Annotated in this window: 19 protein-coding genes; all 19 read left to right on the forward strand. The window is 56.8% G+C overall.

Annotated features, from left to right (window positions below; translation table 11 throughout):
• The first annotated feature begins 100 nt into the window (after positions 1-100).
• Entirely contained in the window at positions 101-355 is a 255-nt protein-coding gene (locus tag ACZCED_RS16330; protein ID WP_464861203.1) for a GNAT family N-acetyltransferase, read from the forward strand.
• 135 nt (positions 356-490) lie between these two features.
• Complete coding sequence (locus ACZCED_RS16335; protein ID WP_464861204.1) at positions 491-1,120, forward strand: LysE family translocator; 630 nt, start codon at positions 491-493, stop codon at positions 1,118-1,120.
• Positions 1,121-1,265: 145 nt separating this feature from the next.
• Positions 1,266-1,589: a hypothetical protein gene (locus ACZCED_RS16340; protein WP_464861205.1), complete on the forward strand. Its 324-nt coding sequence runs from the start codon at positions 1,266-1,268 to the stop codon at positions 1,587-1,589.
• An 85-nt stretch (positions 1,590-1,674) separates the two neighbouring features.
• On the forward strand, positions 1,675-3,180 hold the full coding sequence (locus tag ACZCED_RS16345; protein WP_464861206.1) for a TolB family protein: 1,506 nt from the start codon (positions 1,675-1,677) through the stop codon (positions 3,178-3,180).
• Positions 3,181-3,202: 22 nt separating this feature from the next.
• Positions 3,203-5,623 carry a fatty acid cis/trans isomerase gene (locus ACZCED_RS16350; RefSeq protein WP_464861207.1) on the forward strand — a complete coding sequence of 807 codons (2,421 nt, stop codon included), beginning with the start codon at positions 3,203-3,205 and terminating at the stop codon, positions 5,621-5,623.
• Between the two features lie 394 nt (positions 5,624-6,017).
• On the forward strand, positions 6,018-6,446 hold the full coding sequence (locus ACZCED_RS16355) for a VOC family protein (protein ID WP_464861208.1): 429 nt from the start codon (positions 6,018-6,020) through the stop codon (positions 6,444-6,446).
• A 129-nt stretch (positions 6,447-6,575) separates the two neighbouring features.
• A complete protein-coding gene (locus tag ACZCED_RS16360) occupies positions 6,576-7,403 on the forward strand; it encodes a dienelactone hydrolase family protein (RefSeq protein WP_464861209.1) in 828 nt (275 codons plus the stop codon).
• 133 nt (positions 7,404-7,536) lie between these two features.
• Positions 7,537-7,893 (forward strand): carboxymuconolactone decarboxylase family protein, encoded by a 357-nt coding sequence (locus tag ACZCED_RS16365; protein ID WP_462968165.1) that lies wholly within the window; start codon positions 7,537-7,539, stop codon positions 7,891-7,893.
• A gap of 18 nt (positions 7,894-7,911) precedes the next feature.
• On the forward strand, positions 7,912-8,394 hold the full coding sequence (locus ACZCED_RS16370) for an N-acetyltransferase family protein (RefSeq protein WP_462968166.1): 483 nt from the start codon (positions 7,912-7,914) through the stop codon (positions 8,392-8,394).
• A gap of 58 nt (positions 8,395-8,452) precedes the next feature.
• Complete coding sequence (locus ACZCED_RS16375) at positions 8,453-8,818, forward strand: DUF6713 family protein (RefSeq protein WP_462968167.1); 366 nt, start codon at positions 8,453-8,455, stop codon at positions 8,816-8,818.
• 40 nt (positions 8,819-8,858) lie between these two features.
• A complete protein-coding gene (locus tag ACZCED_RS16380; RefSeq protein ID WP_462968168.1) occupies positions 8,859-9,392 on the forward strand; it encodes a GNAT family N-acetyltransferase in 534 nt (177 codons plus the stop codon).
• A 61-nt stretch (positions 9,393-9,453) separates the two neighbouring features.
• The gene (locus ACZCED_RS16385; protein WP_464861210.1) at positions 9,454-10,167 is read left to right on the forward strand and encodes a DUF3786 domain-containing protein; all 714 of its coding nucleotides are present in this window, start codon (positions 9,454-9,456) and stop codon (positions 10,165-10,167) included.
• 33 nt (positions 10,168-10,200) lie between these two features.
• Positions 10,201-10,995, forward strand: coding sequence for an SPL family radical SAM protein (locus tag ACZCED_RS16390; RefSeq protein ID WP_464861211.1), 795 nt, complete (start codon positions 10,201-10,203; stop codon positions 10,993-10,995).
• Positions 10,996-11,119: 124 nt separating this feature from the next.
• Positions 11,120-12,100, forward strand: coding sequence for an NAD(P)-dependent alcohol dehydrogenase (locus ACZCED_RS16395; RefSeq protein ID WP_464861212.1), 981 nt, complete (start codon positions 11,120-11,122; stop codon positions 12,098-12,100).
• A 256-nt stretch (positions 12,101-12,356) separates the two neighbouring features.
• Positions 12,357-12,644: a DUF1330 domain-containing protein gene (locus tag ACZCED_RS16400; protein ID WP_462968172.1), complete on the forward strand. Its 288-nt coding sequence runs from the start codon at positions 12,357-12,359 to the stop codon at positions 12,642-12,644.
• 104 nt (positions 12,645-12,748) lie between these two features.
• The gene (locus ACZCED_RS16405; protein WP_462968173.1) at positions 12,749-13,135 is read left to right on the forward strand and encodes a DUF488 domain-containing protein; all 387 of its coding nucleotides are present in this window, start codon (positions 12,749-12,751) and stop codon (positions 13,133-13,135) included.
• An 89-nt stretch (positions 13,136-13,224) separates the two neighbouring features.
• Complete coding sequence (locus ACZCED_RS16410) at positions 13,225-14,142, forward strand: GGDEF domain-containing protein (protein WP_464861213.1); 918 nt, start codon at positions 13,225-13,227, stop codon at positions 14,140-14,142.
• Positions 14,143-14,176: 34 nt separating this feature from the next.
• Entirely contained in the window at positions 14,177-15,295 is a 1,119-nt protein-coding gene (locus ACZCED_RS16415) for a DSD1 family PLP-dependent enzyme (protein WP_462968175.1), read from the forward strand.
• Between the two features lie 36 nt (positions 15,296-15,331).
• The gene (locus ACZCED_RS16420) at positions 15,332-16,489 is read left to right on the forward strand and encodes an acyltransferase family protein (RefSeq protein ID WP_464861214.1); all 1,158 of its coding nucleotides are present in this window, start codon (positions 15,332-15,334) and stop codon (positions 16,487-16,489) included.
• Positions 16,490-16,514: the final 25 nt, after the last annotated feature.

Genomic DNA, 16,514 nt, shown 5'->3' on the forward strand with positions numbered 1-16,514 from the left:
GATGAATTCATGCTTGGGCAAAACAGTTGACGATCCAGCCGGATGTGAAGATGAAAACGATCTGGATTGGAGAAAATCGGTCTGGTTCAGGGAATGGGCCGTGCATGATCCGGTTGAACAACACTGGCACCTTGGGCCGATTGGCGTGCTGCCAACCCATCAGGGAAAAGGCATTGGCTCCAGGCTTATGGAATGTTTCTGCAAGGAAGTGGATGCCTGCCGGTCAAAAGCATACCTGGAAACCGATCTGGAAAAGAATGTACGCTTTTACGAGAAATTCGGTTTCAAGGTTGTTTCCGAGTCCGAAATATTCGGTGTCACGAATCGATACATGATAAGAGATCCACAACAATGACACGCTGGAATGCCTGACCCACCGAGCAACCCGGCCGGGGCGACGCGCCCGTTTTAGCTGGAAGATCTTGCTGATGCCAAAAGCCTGTGGCCGGCTGGTTGGCGACAACGATGTGTCAAGAAAATGGGAGTGTAAATGTCTGTCGATTTCTTTCTGGTTTATTCACTGACCGTTTTTGTGGCTTCCATTGTACCGGGACCGAGCATGTTGCTGGCATTGACGCATGGCATGAAATACGGGGCGAAGCGGACAATTGCATCGGCGCTGGGCAATGTTTCAGTAACCTTTGTCCAGGCCGCCATCTCCATTGCGGGCCTGGGAGCAGTTCTAATAGCGTCTGAAGGGTTGTTCACCATCATCAAGTGGGCCGGAGCCGCGTACATCATCTATGTGGGGATCAGCGTCTGGCGCTCACCCGATATCATTGTTTCCAAGGAATCGGGCCCCCATTTGCAATCAAAGGCACCTCTTCGCAAAATGTACCTGCAGGCGGCCCTTGTGACGGCAGGAAATCCCAAGGCGATCGTATTTTTTACGGCGGTGTTTCCTCAGTTCATCGACCCTGACGCCGCATATATCCCCCAATTCGCTGTGCTGATGGGAACCGGGGGGATCATCGCCTTTGGCTGTTTCATGCTGTACGCCGTCGGTGGCCAGAAGATATTGACACTGTTCTCAACGGCTGCCGTTGGCAAATATATCAACAGGATAATCGGCGGCACGTTCATCGGGGCAGGGATTGGGCTGGCTTCGAGTAATCGGTAAAACGGCCAACCCCTCGTATCAAGGCACTTCCCCCGACCGGAATACCTGTGATGGTCTTTTGGGATGTGCTTTGGGCCGGCGGGTTCGCATTTCCGTTCGTCCCACAAAAAAGCGAATAGATTTAAAAAGATACACCTATACGGTCATGATGAAATCACTCCTGAAAAGAATCGATCTGTCATGCCTTCTCCTTGGCGTTTTTACGCCATTTACTTTTTTTAATTCCCACGCAACCGCCTCGACTGAGGTATTCCCTGCAAACACCTGGACCGTTTCCACTCCTGAGCAGCAGGGCATGCAGCCCCGCATGCTTGCCGAGATGATGCAGCACATCCATGGAAAAGTACGCGCACGATCGAACCGATTTTCCAGAGTCTGCGCTTTGAATAGATCATTAAAACACCGGCCGGAATGCGATCGGCAAAGCTGGCAGGAGGATGCCTTCAGGATGGACGATGAGAAAGGGTAACCGTTTCATTTTCATTTTAATGCTGATGGCTGCCGCCTTATGCCATTGCGCCTTCAATGTTAACCAAGGTCGGAAAGAACCGGGCGTGCTGCCACCAAACGACCGGACGGTGTGGCAGCAGTTGGTGGCAGAGGCGGAACTGAAACCGGTGCTATCGGGCACGGACCTGACCATCACCTATCCCTATGATGGGGCGGTTTTTCCTCCCGAGATCGCCGCTCCCACATTCCGATGGGCGGACCGCAGCACCGCTTCCACCCACTGGCTTGTGGTGTTCCGTTTCGCCGACAGGCAAAGCCCGGTTTATGCGCTTACCGACAGGCCGCAGTGGACACCGGGCAAAACGACCTGGGAGACGATCAAGGCCATGTCTGTGGCCGAACGTGTCGACGTTTCGGTTTTCGGGGTGCGTTTGGCGCCGGCGAAGGCCCTGACATCCGGCGGACATATCCGTATTTCCACGTCAACGGATCGGGTGGACGCATCCATCTTTTACCGCCAGGTCCCGCTGCCCTTCGAAATCAGCCCGCGCGCCCTGAGGCAGGTGAAATGGCGCCTTGGAGACATTGCCTCCTACGGCAAGCCGGCTGTGGTCATGCAGAACCTGCCGACCTGCGCCAGTTGCCATCAATTTTCCAGGGATGGCCGGCTGATCAGCATGGAGATGAATATCGAGGGGGACAGCGGTGCCCAATTCATTGCGCCGGTGGGAAAGACCATCGACCTTGCCAAAAAAGACTTCATGAGCTGGAGTGATTTTCCGAAACCCGACCTGCTGCCACCAACCAGGGGTGTCTTTGCCAAACTGTCGCCCAGCGGGAACTACATGATCGGCACGGTGCATGAGATATCCTATTTCGCCTTGACCAATGATCCGGCTTTTTGCCAGCTCTTTTTTCCCACCTACGGCGTGCTGGCCTGGTACGATGTTGTCCGGCAGCGGTTTCGTCGTTTGCCGGGGGCCGACGATCGTGAGTTCATACAAACCGACCCCAGCTGGAGCTGGGATGAAAAGGTGGTTTTGTTTGCGCGCGCCAGGACCAGAAACGAGTATCACGACGACATCACCGACATCCGCACCCGGATCGAAGACGCCGACATCCACACCCTGAACCGCAGGTACCCGATCCAGTTCGATCTCTACCAGATCCCGTTCAACAACGGCGGGGGCGGGACTCCGGAGCCTTTGAACGGGGCCAGCCATAACGGGATGAGCAACTATTTTGCCAGGTACTCGCCCGACGGCCGGTGGGTCGTCTTTACCCGCAGCAAATCCGGCATCATGCTCCAGCCGGACAGCGAGCTTTATATTATCCCGGCGGCCGGCGGCCGGCCCCGCCGGATGCGCTGCAACCGCGAGCGCTTCAATTCCTGGCATAGCTTCTCTCCCAATGGGAAGTGGCTGTTGTTCTCCTCCAAAGTCAATTCGGCGTTTACGGAAATCTTCCTGACCCATATCGACGAAGACGGGATGGACACTCCCCCGGTGTGCCTGTCCCGTTTCAGCGACAGCCGCTACGCCGCCAATGTGCCCGAGTTTGTCGATCTCCCGGCCGGAGCGATACGCGAGATCGCGCTGACCGGCAATTAATATCAACAGCTGGAGCCGATAGATGCAAAAAAAATGGTCAATTGTCCTGGTGATGGTGATTCTTAGCGGGTGCAGTGCGTTCAATGCTTGGAAGTTCAATCAACAGTATGGCCCTTCGAAGGTTGGCGTAGACCGGCTGGTGAAGGCCCACGCCGCCGGAGAAGTGTCCTTTTATGAGGATGTCCAGCCGATATTGGAGCGGCGCTGCAGCGTCTGCCACAGCTGCTACGATGCTCCCTGCCAGCTGAAAACGACCTGTTTCGAAGGCCTCGATCGGGGGGGGACCAAGGCCCTCGTCTACAATTCGGCCAGGTTGACGGCAGACCCGCCCACCCGGCTGCACATCGACGCCGATTCTGCTCAAGGGTGGCGGGAATTGAATTTTCATCCGGTGTTGAATGAAAGGAACCAGACTCCGGTCGCCAATCTGGACAACTCTCTGCTTTATCTGATGCTCCAGCTCAAAAAGAATAATCCACTGCCCCAGACCGATCTGCTGCCGGAGACCTTTGATATTCGCCTGGACCGCGACTATATTTGCACCACTGCGGAAGACTTCGACGATTTTAAAAAGAAATATCCGCTCTGGGGGATGCCTTATGCGCTTCCCGGCCTTACCGACAGGGAACGGGAGACCATTGTGGACTGGCTGCGGCAGGGGGCCCGCATCACGCCCAACCCACCGCCCTCTAATCAGTCCGCCCGGGTCATCGGACAGTGGGAAGCCTTTTTAAACGGGAGCTCCCTGAAAGAACAGCTGATGTCCCGATATCTCTACGAGCACCTGTTCATCGGCCGCATCCATTTTGAATCGCTGCCCGCGCGCGAATTCTACCGCCTGGTCCGCTCCAAGACGCCACCAGGTGAACCCGTGGTGGAGATCAACACGGTCCGTCCATACGACGATCCCGGGGTGGAGGCGTTCCACTACCGGTTTCGCAGGATCGAAGCGACGATCGCCGTTAAGGACCACACGGTCTATCACATGACCCGCGAGAAGATGGACCGCTACCGGGAACTCTTCCTGGGGGACGACTATACGGTCACCTTCCTGCCGTCCTACGATCCGGCCATCACGGCCAACCCGTTCAAAACCTTCGAGGCGCTGCCGGCCCTGTCACGCTATCGGTTCATGCTGGATGATGCGCGCTTCTTTGTCGAAGGCTTTATCAAAGGGCCCGTATGCCGCGGCCAAGTGGCGCTCAACGTGATCAACGATCATTTTTTTGTGGCCTTCTTCGATCCGGAAAGGGATACGATCAGCAACGATTCGAGTTTTCTCAGCCAGGTCGGCGAGCTGCTGAGCATCCCGTCGGAGAGGGAAAGCACCCTGCGACTGCTGAGCACATGGCGCCACTATGCCGCGTTGCAGAAGCAATACCTGATTGCCAAGGAAACCTATCTGATGGAATTGAATCCCGACAACAAGGGCAATGACATCGATCACATCTGGAACGGCGACGGTGTCAACGACAATGCCCTGCTGACGGTTTTCAGGCATTTTGACAGTGCCAGCGTGGTCAAAGGGTTTGTCGGCAAAATCCCCAAAACCGGCTGGGTGCTCGATTATCCGCTGTTCGAACGGGTCCACTATCTGCTGGTGGCCGGATTCAATGTGTACGGCAATGTCGGGCATCAGCTCGAAACACGCCTGTACATGGATTTTCTGCGCATGGAGGGCGAGAATAATTTTCTGAGCTTCCTGCCCATTGAAAACCGCCGGGAACTCTGGGCGGAGTGGTACACGGACGCCCGCAAGGGCGCTGAGAACTACCTGGACGATCAGTTCCGGGGGCTTGAGCGCACCACGAGGGTCGTCTATCAAACCGAAGATCCCAAAGCGGAGTTTTTCCAAAAATTGATCGCGCACGCCGGGACGGCCACCAATCCGGATGACTCCATCAACCGCTGCCCCGACGGCGGTTGCATCGACGCCAATGCCGGCCCGGACGAGCAGCGGGCAGACGAGGCCATGCGGCGTATCGCCGGTATCCGCGGCCTCCAGGTCCAGGCCTTGCCCGACGTCACGTTTGTGCATGTGGTCACCGACGACGATACCGAGGATCTGGCGTATACGATCCTGCGCAACAAGGCCTTGAGCAATAACTCGATGCTGTTCAATGAGGGTCGGCGGCGCATTGTCGAAAATGACACGCTCACAGTCGTCAAAGGGTATGTGGGCAGTTATCCCAACGCCTTCAGCCGCATTCCCATCGATCAGATCGACGATCGCATTGACGCCTATCTGAAGATTAAAAACGAGCTCGACTATTACCACTTCGCCAAACGATACGGCATCCAGAGAAACAGCGCCGGCTTCTGGGAGGAGTCCGACTGGCATTACCGTAAATTTCTCCACGACAAACCGATTGAAGCCGGACTGTTCGATATGTACCGTTTTCACCGGATAGCGGAAAAATCGAATGCCGGTTTTTCGTGGTAAGGGGTCAAGTGACGACGGCGGGATCGATCTATCGCACCCATGCGTTGGTTGCACTTTATCGTAAAATTGAGCAGGGTTCATTAGCAGGGTGTTGAAAAACGACATGCGCGAGCGCAACAATTTTTCAACAGCCTGTCAGCCATCGGTGCCATAAAAAGGCAAAGGCGTCGCGGGGCACGATCATCCCAAAAGGCTTTTCAGGATACCCAAGGAGCGACACCAATGGCGGGATCCCGTGTTTTATGCATGATGGCCTCGGGATACCTTAATGTTCGCTTGGGGGATTGCGAGGGGCGACAGGGTAACGGCAGCACGGCACAAGCAGGATAAAACCTGCGCGGCCGCCAGCGGCAACCAGCAATGGTTTGGGAAAGGATCGAAGATGGAATGTATTATGGATCACATTGTCTTGAACGTGGAAGACGACGAGAAGATGATTGCCTTTTATTCGAATGTGCTGATGATGCCGACCGAGCGACTGGATGCGTACCGCGCCGGCAAGGTGCCCTTTCCGTCGGTTCGGCTGAATACGATGACGGTGATCGATCTTTTCCCGAAGCGGTTGTGGCAAAAGGGAGCCGGTGCTGAACGAGGCCGGACGGTTCTGAACCATTTCTGCATTGCCCTGGACAGGCCCAAGTGGGAGGAACTCGTCGAACGGCTCCAGACAAACGGAACCGGCATCGTCGAAGGACCGGTGGCCCGTTGGGGAGCCCGCGGAACCGGAACATCGATCTATTTCAATGACCCTGAAGGGAACCTGGTCGAAGCCCGCTACTATGAGGCCAGGCAGGATCCTGAAAAATGCCTGCTCGGGTCATGAACCTGGCGGATCCGGCCGCCGGACAGCACCCGGCCGCGGATGCGGTCCTGCCGCCGCATCCACCGGAAGGCGACACGCATGCCCCCTGGACGCCATGTTAGGCGATGGATGAAGCAGAGGAGTCTTTCCATGAAGGCATCGGTTCGTATTGCGCTGTCGATACTCGCCTGGGCGGCCCTTTTGGGGTGTGCCCCTCTGGCCAAACACGAAACACTGCGATTCGAGGGGCTCGAACCCTCCCCCCGGCATTTCAAAGGCATCTTGACCTTGCCGGAAGAGGCTGAAAACCCGGTGCCCGTGGTTGTCCTGGTGCACGGGACCGCCGGGGTCGACAGCCGGTACGACTTCCATCGGCCGGCGCTGCTCGATGCGGGGTTGGGGACATTCGAAGTCGATTTCAAAACCGGCGTGTTTACCTCCGGTTCCAACCGCCCGCCCATGGCCACGTTCCAGCCGTGGGCCTTTGGCGCATTAACGGCGCTGCGCGCCGACCCGCGCGTCGATCCCCGGCGGATCGCCATCATGGGCTTTTCCCTGGGGGGCCACCTGAGCGTGGCCGTCGCTTCACGAAAGGTGGTCGACCGCTGGCTGGGACCGGACCAGCCCGGATTTGCCGCCCACGTGGGGTTCTATCCGGTGTGCAGCTGGCTGGACCGATATTATGATGACTCCGGACCAACCGGGGCCCCGATCCTGATCCTCAGCGGGGAAAACGATTCCTGGGGCGATGGAGAGGCGTGCAAGCCCTTTTGCGACGGGTTGAACGAGGCGCAGCCGGGTGTCGTCTCGCTGATCATGTATCCGGGTGTCCATCATGGATTCGATCGCCGTGAATCGTGGACCGGATACGCACCTTATGCCCGCGACCAGACCGCCACCCTTCAGTGGGATGCCGAAGCGGCAAACGACAGCCGCGAACGGGCCGTGGCATTTCTGCGTCAGGCACTCAATCGGTGAACATCGAATCAGCAGCAGGCCGGAACGGTTTTATCGTTGAACCGTTATCATCTGACCGTGCTCTGGCAGCCGAAGCAAAAAAGCACGGTGGTTGATCGGCGGTGCTGTAATACGCAAGCTTAAGGAGGAGGCGGTGTCAGATCTGAGCGTTAAAAAAATCGAGCAGAGCATCGAGGACCGCAAACGCCTGCACATCTCGTTTCTCAAGCATGTCAAAACATACAAGCCGTTTCTTGAGCTGGAAGAGAAGGCATTCGGTGACGGGGCGCTGAGTAAAAAGACCAAAGAGCTGATGGCCCTTTCCATTTCCATCGTCACCAAATGCGAACCGTGCATGGAATGGCATCTTGACCAGGCGCTTCAGGCGGGTGCCACGGATGAGCAGATTTATGAAACCATCGATGTGGCGATCGAAATGGGCGGAGGACAGGCCGGTGCTTATGCGCGCTTCGTTCTCAAGGCCCTGGACTATTTCAAGAGCAAAAAATAGCCGGATAAATGGGTCACCATGACAATCAGGGAAGCAGAAAAAGAGGATTTCGATTCCATCTGGCCGATCTTCCGTGAAATCGTTACGGCGGGTGAGACGTATGCGTATGCCGTGGACACAACCAAAGAACAGGCGTTTCAAATCTGGTTCGAAGCACCGAGAAAAACATACGTTTTCGAGGAAGAGGGAAACATCTTAGGCACCTACTTCCTCAAGACCAACCAGGCCGGCCCGGGCAGCCACGTCTGCAATTGCGGCTACATGGTTGCTTCGACAGCCCGGGGCAGAGGGCTCGCCACGGCCATGTGTGAGCATTCCCAGGAAGTCGCCCGGGCGCTGGGGTACAAAGCCATGCAGTTTAATTTTGTTGCCTCCAGCAACGCGGGCGCTGTCCGGTTGTGGAGCAAACTGGGCTTTGAAACCGTGGGCCGTCTGCCCAACGCATTCAACCACCCGGTTCTGGGCTACGTTGATGCACTGGTCATGTATAAATGGCTGTAAAGCATGGGAAGCGCGAGCACGCCAGGCGAATCACGGAAAGCGGAATGAGGAGGGTCAAGTGAAAACGGTCACGCTGCTGTATATCCTGAATGCCATCCTGCTGGTCCTGCACGAACTTGAATCCGCTTACGAAAAGGAGTGGGAGATACTTCACCTTCCGGGCAGGATTACCGGATTTTTACTTCTTCACGTTCCGCTGCTGCTCCTACTTTTCTACGGTTTGCTCGAAGTGGAAAAGAACTCTGCGGTTGGAATGGTTTTCGGTATCGTATTTGGCCTTGGCGGGATCATTCCGTTTATCGTACACCGGCTCGTCTTCCGGACGTCAGACCGCTTCAACTCGCTGATATCTGATTTCATTATATATTTAAACATGGCGTCGGGAGCTGGGTTGCTGCTTTTATCGGCAAGGGGCCTTGCCTGACCTCACCGGGCAGGGATAGACATCGACGGCCGTTACATGAATGTCAGCCCAGAAAGGACCGTTTTCAGACCACCGCGGGCTTGACGTCAACGGCATCGGATTGACGATGCGCTGGCACCCGGCCGTCAGGTTCAAACGCGGCGTACACATGGAAAACATGGAAATCGTATTCGACAACCAGCCCGGTGAGAAAGAAATCGCTTTCCTGGAGCGGCAACTGCTCGATTTCAACTGCTCGACAGTCCAGGGTTATTCGTATGAACACTTCATTATCAAGGGAGTTGACAGCCCTGATTCGATAATCGCCGGCATCCACGGACAAATCGGGGGCGGGTGGCTTTATATCGCAAGCCTCTGGGTCGGTGAAGATTACCGGGGAAAAGGAATCGGCAAACGGTTGCTCTTTTTGGCGGAAAAGGAAGCGTCTGAAAGAAATTGCCGCGGTGCGTACCTGTACACCTACAGCTTCCAGAGCCCGCGGTTTTATGAAAAACAGGGCTACCGGATTTTCGGAGAATTGGAACACTTCTCCGGCGAACACACCAAATACTTCATGAAAAAGCCTTTGGGGTAGGTGCATTAGGGCAAGCCCGGGAAAACCGGGCGAACGTTGAGGATCATGTTGGATGTAAGTATTGAAGATTCCGCGCGGCAAGCGACGGGCAATGCGCCCGCTATCGCGGTTCAAAAAGCCGCGCCCCAGTGTTCAACCATCAGCCTGGTGGCAGTGGCCCCATGGAGAGATGATGACCGATTTAATTGACAACATTCATTTTCAAGCGCTCTCCCAACAAGATCCGAAGGATGTTTGCAGGCGGGCCATATGTGGGTATGACGATAGTAATGGGTATTATCGACTATCTGTGTGGGGAGACGAATACCGGATATTTCCGACTCAATCAAAAATCAGTTGCATGGCTAAAAACACCCACGGCATCCATGATTACTTTTATTTATTTATGATCCATTATCTTCTTCAATCAAAAGAAACAGAACTGTCCAGCGAGTGGATATCAGAGAAAGACATTCCGGGTGGCACCACATTTTTCCGTGGCCCTCATGAAATCCCGACAAAATTGATATCGCTCCGATTTGACAATAATATCGAAGCATTCAAAGCCAGATGTGAGCAACTGCATGGCATACCGCTCACCATGGCGGACGCTGCCTTTCGCTTCCGGATAACACCCCGGATCCCCGTGGCTGTATTGTACTGGATAGGTGACGAGGATTTTCCGGCTGAATCGAAGATACTGTATGATAGAACCATTGCCGACCATTTGGCATCCGATATTATTTATGCGTTAGCAGTGGGGATTTGCGAAAGATTGGGAAAGCCCCCTGGCTGACAAGGAATCGTAAACCAAAAGCGATAAATAATTATGAACGTGTCGGTATGCACCCACAGGAAAATCATCCTGCCGTGCGGCTTGAAGGACATCGATTATCAGGTCGATCCCTACGTGGGCTGTGAACATTACTGCCACTACTGCTATGCCCTGGCTACCGCCGAAACGGATTGGTCAAAGGAAATCCAGATCCATAACCATATCGTCGACCAGCTGAGCGAAGAAATTGACAAGATCGCTCCCCAGACCATCTATATGGGGTACCATACCGATCCGTACCAACCCTGTGAGGCCGAATACCGGCAAACCCGAAACGCCCTGGAGCTGTTCCTGAAAAAGGGATTCTCTGCAAGCATTCTCACCAAGTCCGATCTGGTTGTTCGCGACATCGATGTCCTCAAAAAAATGAAAAACGCCGCCGTCAGTGTTTCAGTGGCCTTCAACGACAATTCGACACGCCGGCTGTTCGAGGCCGCGACCATGGACACCGAAAAAAGGATCGAAGCGCTCCGTCGCCTGAAGCAGGCCGGTGTCAGGACCGGGGCCCTGGTCTGCCCGGTGATCCCTTACCTCACCGATGCGGTTGAGTTGATCGATCGGCTGGCACCGCATGCCGAGGTCATTTGGGTCTACGGCCTTGCCATCGATGATCGTTGGGGTCAACAGTGGGCAACCGTAAAAAAGATCCTGAGCCGTCACTTCCCCGATTTGACCGAACCGATTGAGACCGCCGTATTCTCAAAACAAGATCGTTACTGGACCCGGCTGAAAGAGAACCTGGCGGCGCTTAAAAATGATCGGCAGTTGAATTTGAACGTTCATCTATAGCGGTTTAACAGCATGCCTGACAACGCACCGGGTCGTTCAGAGGCACGGGCACGACCCTGATCCGACCCACCCCAGCCCGGCGGGGACCGACCGCAGTTATGGCTGGTGCCCACGAAGGACGTCCATGAAAGCGATGGTTTTCAGCCACTATGGATCACCGGACCGCCTTGAACTCAAAGCGGTCCCAACGCCCGTGCCGAAGGACGATGAAATACTGGTGCGTGTTCACGCGTCGTCGGTCAATTCGTGGGACTGGGAGTTTTTGACCGGAAAGCCGTTCATCAACCGCCTCATGTTCGGCATCCTGAAGCCAAAGCCGGGCAAGCAGATATTGGGGGCGGACATCGCCGGGACGGTGGCGGCCGTCGGCCGGGGGGTGACGCGATTCCAACCGGGAGATGCGGTGTTCGGTGACCTGTGGGACAATTGGAATGGCTTTGCGGAATATGCCTGTGCATGCGAAACGGCCCTGGAAGCTAAACCTGCCAATTCGACGTTCGCGCAAGCCGCCGCCGTGCCCCAGGCAGGCGTACTGGCCCTGCAGGGCGTTCGCAAAGCGATAGAATTGCTGCCGGGCCAGAGGGTGTTGATCAACGGGGCTGGCGGCGGCGTGGGTACCTTTGCCGTTCAGATCGCCAAGCTCTCCGGGGCAGAAGTAACCGGCGTGGACGCCTCGCACAAATTGGATGTCGTGCGCTCGGTTGGCGCGGACCGGGTTATCGACTACCGGCAAAAAGATTTCACGGCAACCGGTGAACAGTACGATCTGATTGTTGACTGCCAGGGATATCGCTCCATGTTTGATTATAAACGCGCGCTGAGGCCTGGGGGAACCTACGCCATGGTCGGCGGCTCCATTGCGCGCGTCCTCCAGCTCCTCTTACTGGGCTACTGGGGCTCGCTCACCCGCCAAACCAGGCAATTCAGTCTGGTGGCCGAGGGGCCAAACAAAGGTCTGGCCGATCTGAAGACGCTTATCGAAGCCGGTAAGCTCGTTTCCATCGTCGTCAGGACCTATGGGTTGCGTGAAGTGCCCGAGGCGTTGCGCTATTTCGGTGAAGGACGCCACAAAGGAAAAATCGTCATCGCTATGGACGATCGATAGGCCGGCACAGGAACCCAACGGGTCGTACCGGAGAATACGATGGCCATGAGTACGAATGTTGCCAAACCTGTCAAGGTGGTAATCATCGGCGCCAGCGGAACCTGCGGCCAGGGGGGGACTTTTGCCTGTGCGGCGAGGCGTCGGGTGGGTGGGACAGGTTGGCGCCCCGCGCCAGTTCCGGAGCGCAGCCGGGCGACCATAGACGAACCGAACGGTGGAAATGCCATGAGGGTGGATCCATATCATAGGAAAAAAAATGAGCTATGCATACGTAATTGGACACATTACCGTAAAAGACGCTGAAAAGTGGAACGAATACCGCAATCAGGTCCCGGCGACCCTTGCACCGTGGGGTGCGGAACTGGTCTTCAGGGGGAAGCTGGCTGCGGTCCTGTCGGGTGAACACCGGCACGCCGACACGGTCGTCATCCGCTTTCCCGACACGAAAGCGATCGATGGCTGGTATGCGTCACCGGCCTATCAGTCGCTCATCCCCTTGCGCAAAGAGGCGGCGGAAATCGTACTGCTCGCCTACGAAGGATAGTTGTTCAACCAGGCGCTTCGCTTAACGGTTGTCAGCGGCCGCTAAGTGAATTCTTGCGTTGAACAGGGTTATCCGTGTATTTAAGAGCCGGGAGGAAAAATGCTATGACCATCCGAATCGTGCGTCTGGGAACCGAGCGCTCCCGGGAAGAGGGCCTGCGCATCGGGACGGTGAGGCGCCCGCCGCGGGGCGTGCCCAAAAAAGAGTACGCTTCGCAAAACTGGTATGACGTGTGGCTCCCCAACGTTGCACCGACCGCTGAACTCATGAAAATCGGACAGGCTGCCGAATCCGAGAAAGCGTGGGCGGCATTTGTTAAAAAATACCGCGCCGAGATGGCCACCCCCGAAAAGAGCAGGATCCTCGATCTGCTCGCCGCGCTGTCCGATCACACCAACCTGTCCATTGGCTGTTACTGCGAAAACGAGCACCGCTGTCACCGGTCCGTACTGCGCGAACTCCTGGCGGAGCGCGGCGCGAAACTCGAATGACCGCCGTGCAGTCCGGCACCAAAGGCGACCGGCATCACTTTTCACGGAGATACGGCGGCGTTGGCCGGGAAAAGGGTGAGAGGCCCGTCATGATATCCCGCATTGATGCATTTCTCAAAGCACGATCGTCGTTGCAGGTTACACCGACATGCCTGTTTCTTATTCTCGTGCTTGCCGCAGCGGATCACACCACCGGATACGAATTGTCCTTTTCCATTTTCTACCTCCTACCCATTGCATTCGCCGCCTGGTATGCGGGGCTGTATCACGGCGCCCTGCTCAGCATCGTCAGCGCATTCGTCTGGCTCATCGTCGATATCACGGCGGGCAGCCACTACAGCCAACCCTTCATTCCGGTCTGGAACGCCGCTGTCCGCTTCCTGTTTTTTATCGTCACCGCGTGGCTGCTGACGACCGTCAAAGCCCAACTGGAAAAGGAAAGGAGCATGGCACGGCTCGACGGTCTCACGGGGGTCATGAACGGACTCGCCTTCTCCGAGTCCGCCCAAGCCATTTTGCGCATCGCTGACCGTTTCGAGCGGCCGACGGCCATCGGATACATCGATCTGGACAATTTCAAAAGCGTGAACGACACCTTTGGGCATGCCGAGGGGGATCGGGTGCTCCAGGTGGTCGCTTCCGTATTATTGGACTCGGTTCGCAAGGCCGACCTGGTGGGTCGCTTGGGCGGGGATGAATTCGTCGTGCTCCTGCCGGAAACCACTATTTCCGGAGCCACCACCGTGTTCGAAAACATCCGAGAATCCATTTTGGAAAAAGCGGGAGAGCAGGGCTGGCCGATCGGCCTGAGCATTGGCGTTGCCGTTTTCCTTAACGCGCCGTCAAGCCTGGACGAAGCCGTGAGGGTGGCCGACACGCTGATGTACCGCGTAAAAAACAGCGGGAAGAACCGTATTCTTATCGAAGCGTATGGTGGGCCGGAGGGAACCGGCCAACCGCTTCATGCTAAAAAGCCTCGCGAACCGCGCGCTGCGCACCCCCAATAACCGTATTTATCGCGTCGGGAGATTATTGCATCAGTTGACCGTCAAGAAAACATACCCGCGTGACCTCGAAACGCCTTGTCTGGTGCTGGATCTGGATATCCTCGAGCGCAACCTTGCGAAGATGCAGGCCGCCGCCCGGGATGCCGGCAAGGACCTGCGCCCCCATGTCAAGACGCACAAGTGCTCGGCCCTGGCCCGGCTTCAAATCGATGCCGGGGCGATCGGCGTCTGTGTCGCCAAGGTCTCCGAAGCCGAGGCGTTGGTCGGGGCCGGCTTTGACGACATCCTGATCACGGGGCCGGTGGCGACAACGGCCAAAGTGGAGCGGCTCGTCGATCTGGTCGCAGCGGCGCCCTCGACGATGGTCGTCATCGATCACCCCGGCAATATCGCCCTGCTCGACGCGGGGTTGGGTGCAAGAAGATTGTCCATGGACGTGCTCCTCGATGTGGATGTCGGCCTGCACCGGACCGGAGCGAGGCCGTCCGACGCGCTCGCGCTGGCCGGGCAGATCGTTGCCTGTCCGCGCCTTCGCCTGCGGGGCATTCAGGCCTACGCCGGCCAGGTCCAGCACATTCGCAGGTATGAAGAAAGAAAGCACGCGTCCCGCCGGTGCCTGCAGGACGCGGTTCATATTTTTCGCGAGCTGCAGGCCAGCCTGCCGGACTGCGCCATCTTCAGCGCTTCCGGCACGGGAACCTTCGACATCGACCTGGCCGTTCCCGAAACCACCGAGCTTCAGGTGGGATCGTATGTGTGCATGGACACGGAGTATCTTGAAATCGAGTCAGCCGGCAACGGTTCGCTGCCGGCACCATTCGACCCGGCCCTGCGACTGCTCACCACGGTCGTCAGCGCCAACCACGACCATTTTGTGACCGTAGACGCGGGTCTGAAATCGCTTTACCGGGATGGCGGCACGCCACAGGTTATCGCGCCCGCCGATGGCGCCTGGACGTATGATTGGTTCGGCGACGAATACGGCCGGATCACCCGCTCTGACGATTCAGCACTGCCGCGGCTCGGCGACGTCCTGGAACTGGTGACGTCTCACTGCGACCCGACGGTCAATCTGTTCGATCACTATTACCTGACAAGAGGCGATCGCGTGACCGGCAGGTGGCCGATTGACCTCAGGGGATGCAGTCAATGAGCGGCTTTTCTCTGTAACCGAGTGTTGAAAAAAGTCATGGGCACAAACCGAAGCATTCGAAACCATTCAACCGTACAGCGCATCCGCTTTATCGATACGGCCCGGCTGATGGCCATGGCACTGGTCTTTTACGGGCATTTCATCGAACGGGTCATGTACCTGAACAACCCGACAGCGGCGGCGCAGTACAAATTCATTTACTCCTTCCACATGGTCCTTTTTTTCGTGCTGGCCGGCTACGTGGCCAAGCAGAGCGACCTGTCGCTCGGATTCGGCCGGTTTTTGAAACAGCGGATGGTGTCGCGCCTGCTGCCGCTGGTTTTCTTCACCGTGGTGTTCATGCTGGCCGCAGCCGTGTTTCCCGGGGATTTCTTCCACCTCAAGCTGCCCAGCGTGCAGGGCTACATGGACGGCCTGGCAAACACCGTGTTCGGCATCCCCATGTTTTGTGTGCCCTCGTGGTTTCTGATGATCATCTTTTCGGTGGAGATGGTCCACTATTGGGCCTTCCGGGTGTTGACCGACGACAGGAAAATCGTGGCCGGCATGGTTCTCTTCTATGTCGTCGGATACCTGCTCAACTGGCACGTCGATATCGTCAACCCGATCAAGGGCCGGGTCATCGGCTGGAACTATCTGTTCATCCACGAAGCGATCGTCATGTATGCGTTCTACCTGCTGGGCGTCACCATGCGCCGCCGGGCGTTTCTCAGGCAGGTGCATTCTGTGCCTGTCCTGGTGCCTGCGGCCGTGGCCGCGTTTCTCATCGTTCTTTTCACCTACCGGCTGAACAGCGGTCTTTTCAGTTTCCCGCCGCTGGATGCCGTGGTCATTCTCTTCTCTTCCCACGGCCATTTCATCTGGTTCCCCCTGACGGCCGTGGCCGGCTGCCTGATGGTGCTGTTCATCGCCAGGGCACTGCCTGCCTGGGCGCCGACGGTCTGGATGGGGCAAAACACCCTGATTCTGATGTGCCTCAACGGCATCTTCTACCACTACATCAACCCGCCGATGGCCAGATGGGTTGTCGGCCACCTGCCGGGGTCGCCGTCGACCGTGTTCTGGACCGGCTGCACCATGACGCTGGCCAGCCTGGTGCTTTGCATGCCGCTGGTCGCTCTGCTCAAACGATGGCTTCCCCAACTGGTGGGCCGGCCGACGGCGGTGGGGCCGCTGCTGAGGAATCTGATGTGAGGACAATCGTGGCAATGAAAAAGGA

It is taken from the genome of Desulfosarcina sp., assembly GCF_055467485.1.

Coding starts and splice junctions, on each gene's coding strand:
- ACZCED_RS16335 (WP_464861204.1), top strand. CDS start 491: ATGTCTGTCGATTTCTTTCTGGTTTATTCACTGACCGTTTTTGTGGCT.
- ACZCED_RS16340 (WP_464861205.1), top strand. CDS start 1,266: ATGATGAAATCACTCCTGAAAAGAATCGATCTGTCATGCCTTCTCCTT.
- ACZCED_RS16350 (WP_464861207.1), top strand. CDS start 3,203: ATGCAAAAAAAATGGTCAATTGTCCTGGTGATGGTGATTCTTAGCGGG.
- ACZCED_RS16355 (WP_464861208.1), top strand. CDS start 6,018: ATGGATCACATTGTCTTGAACGTGGAAGACGACGAGAAGATGATTGCC.
- ACZCED_RS16360 (WP_464861209.1), top strand. CDS start 6,576: ATGAAGGCATCGGTTCGTATTGCGCTGTCGATACTCGCCTGGGCGGCC.
- ACZCED_RS16370 (WP_462968166.1), top strand. CDS start 7,912: ATGACAATCAGGGAAGCAGAAAAAGAGGATTTCGATTCCATCTGGCCG.
- ACZCED_RS16380 (WP_462968168.1), top strand. CDS start 8,859: ATGTCAGCCCAGAAAGGACCGTTTTCAGACCACCGCGGGCTTGACGTC.
- ACZCED_RS16390 (WP_464861211.1), top strand. CDS start 10,201: ATGAACGTGTCGGTATGCACCCACAGGAAAATCATCCTGCCGTGCGGC.
- ACZCED_RS16395 (WP_464861212.1), top strand. CDS start 11,120: ATGAAAGCGATGGTTTTCAGCCACTATGGATCACCGGACCGCCTTGAA.
- ACZCED_RS16400 (WP_462968172.1), top strand. CDS start 12,357: ATGAGCTATGCATACGTAATTGGACACATTACCGTAAAAGACGCTGAA.
- ACZCED_RS16405 (WP_462968173.1), top strand. CDS start 12,749: ATGACCATCCGAATCGTGCGTCTGGGAACCGAGCGCTCCCGGGAAGAG.
- ACZCED_RS16410 (WP_464861213.1), top strand. CDS start 13,225: ATGATATCCCGCATTGATGCATTTCTCAAAGCACGATCGTCGTTGCAG.
- ACZCED_RS16420 (WP_464861214.1), top strand. CDS start 15,332: ATGGGCACAAACCGAAGCATTCGAAACCATTCAACCGTACAGCGCATC.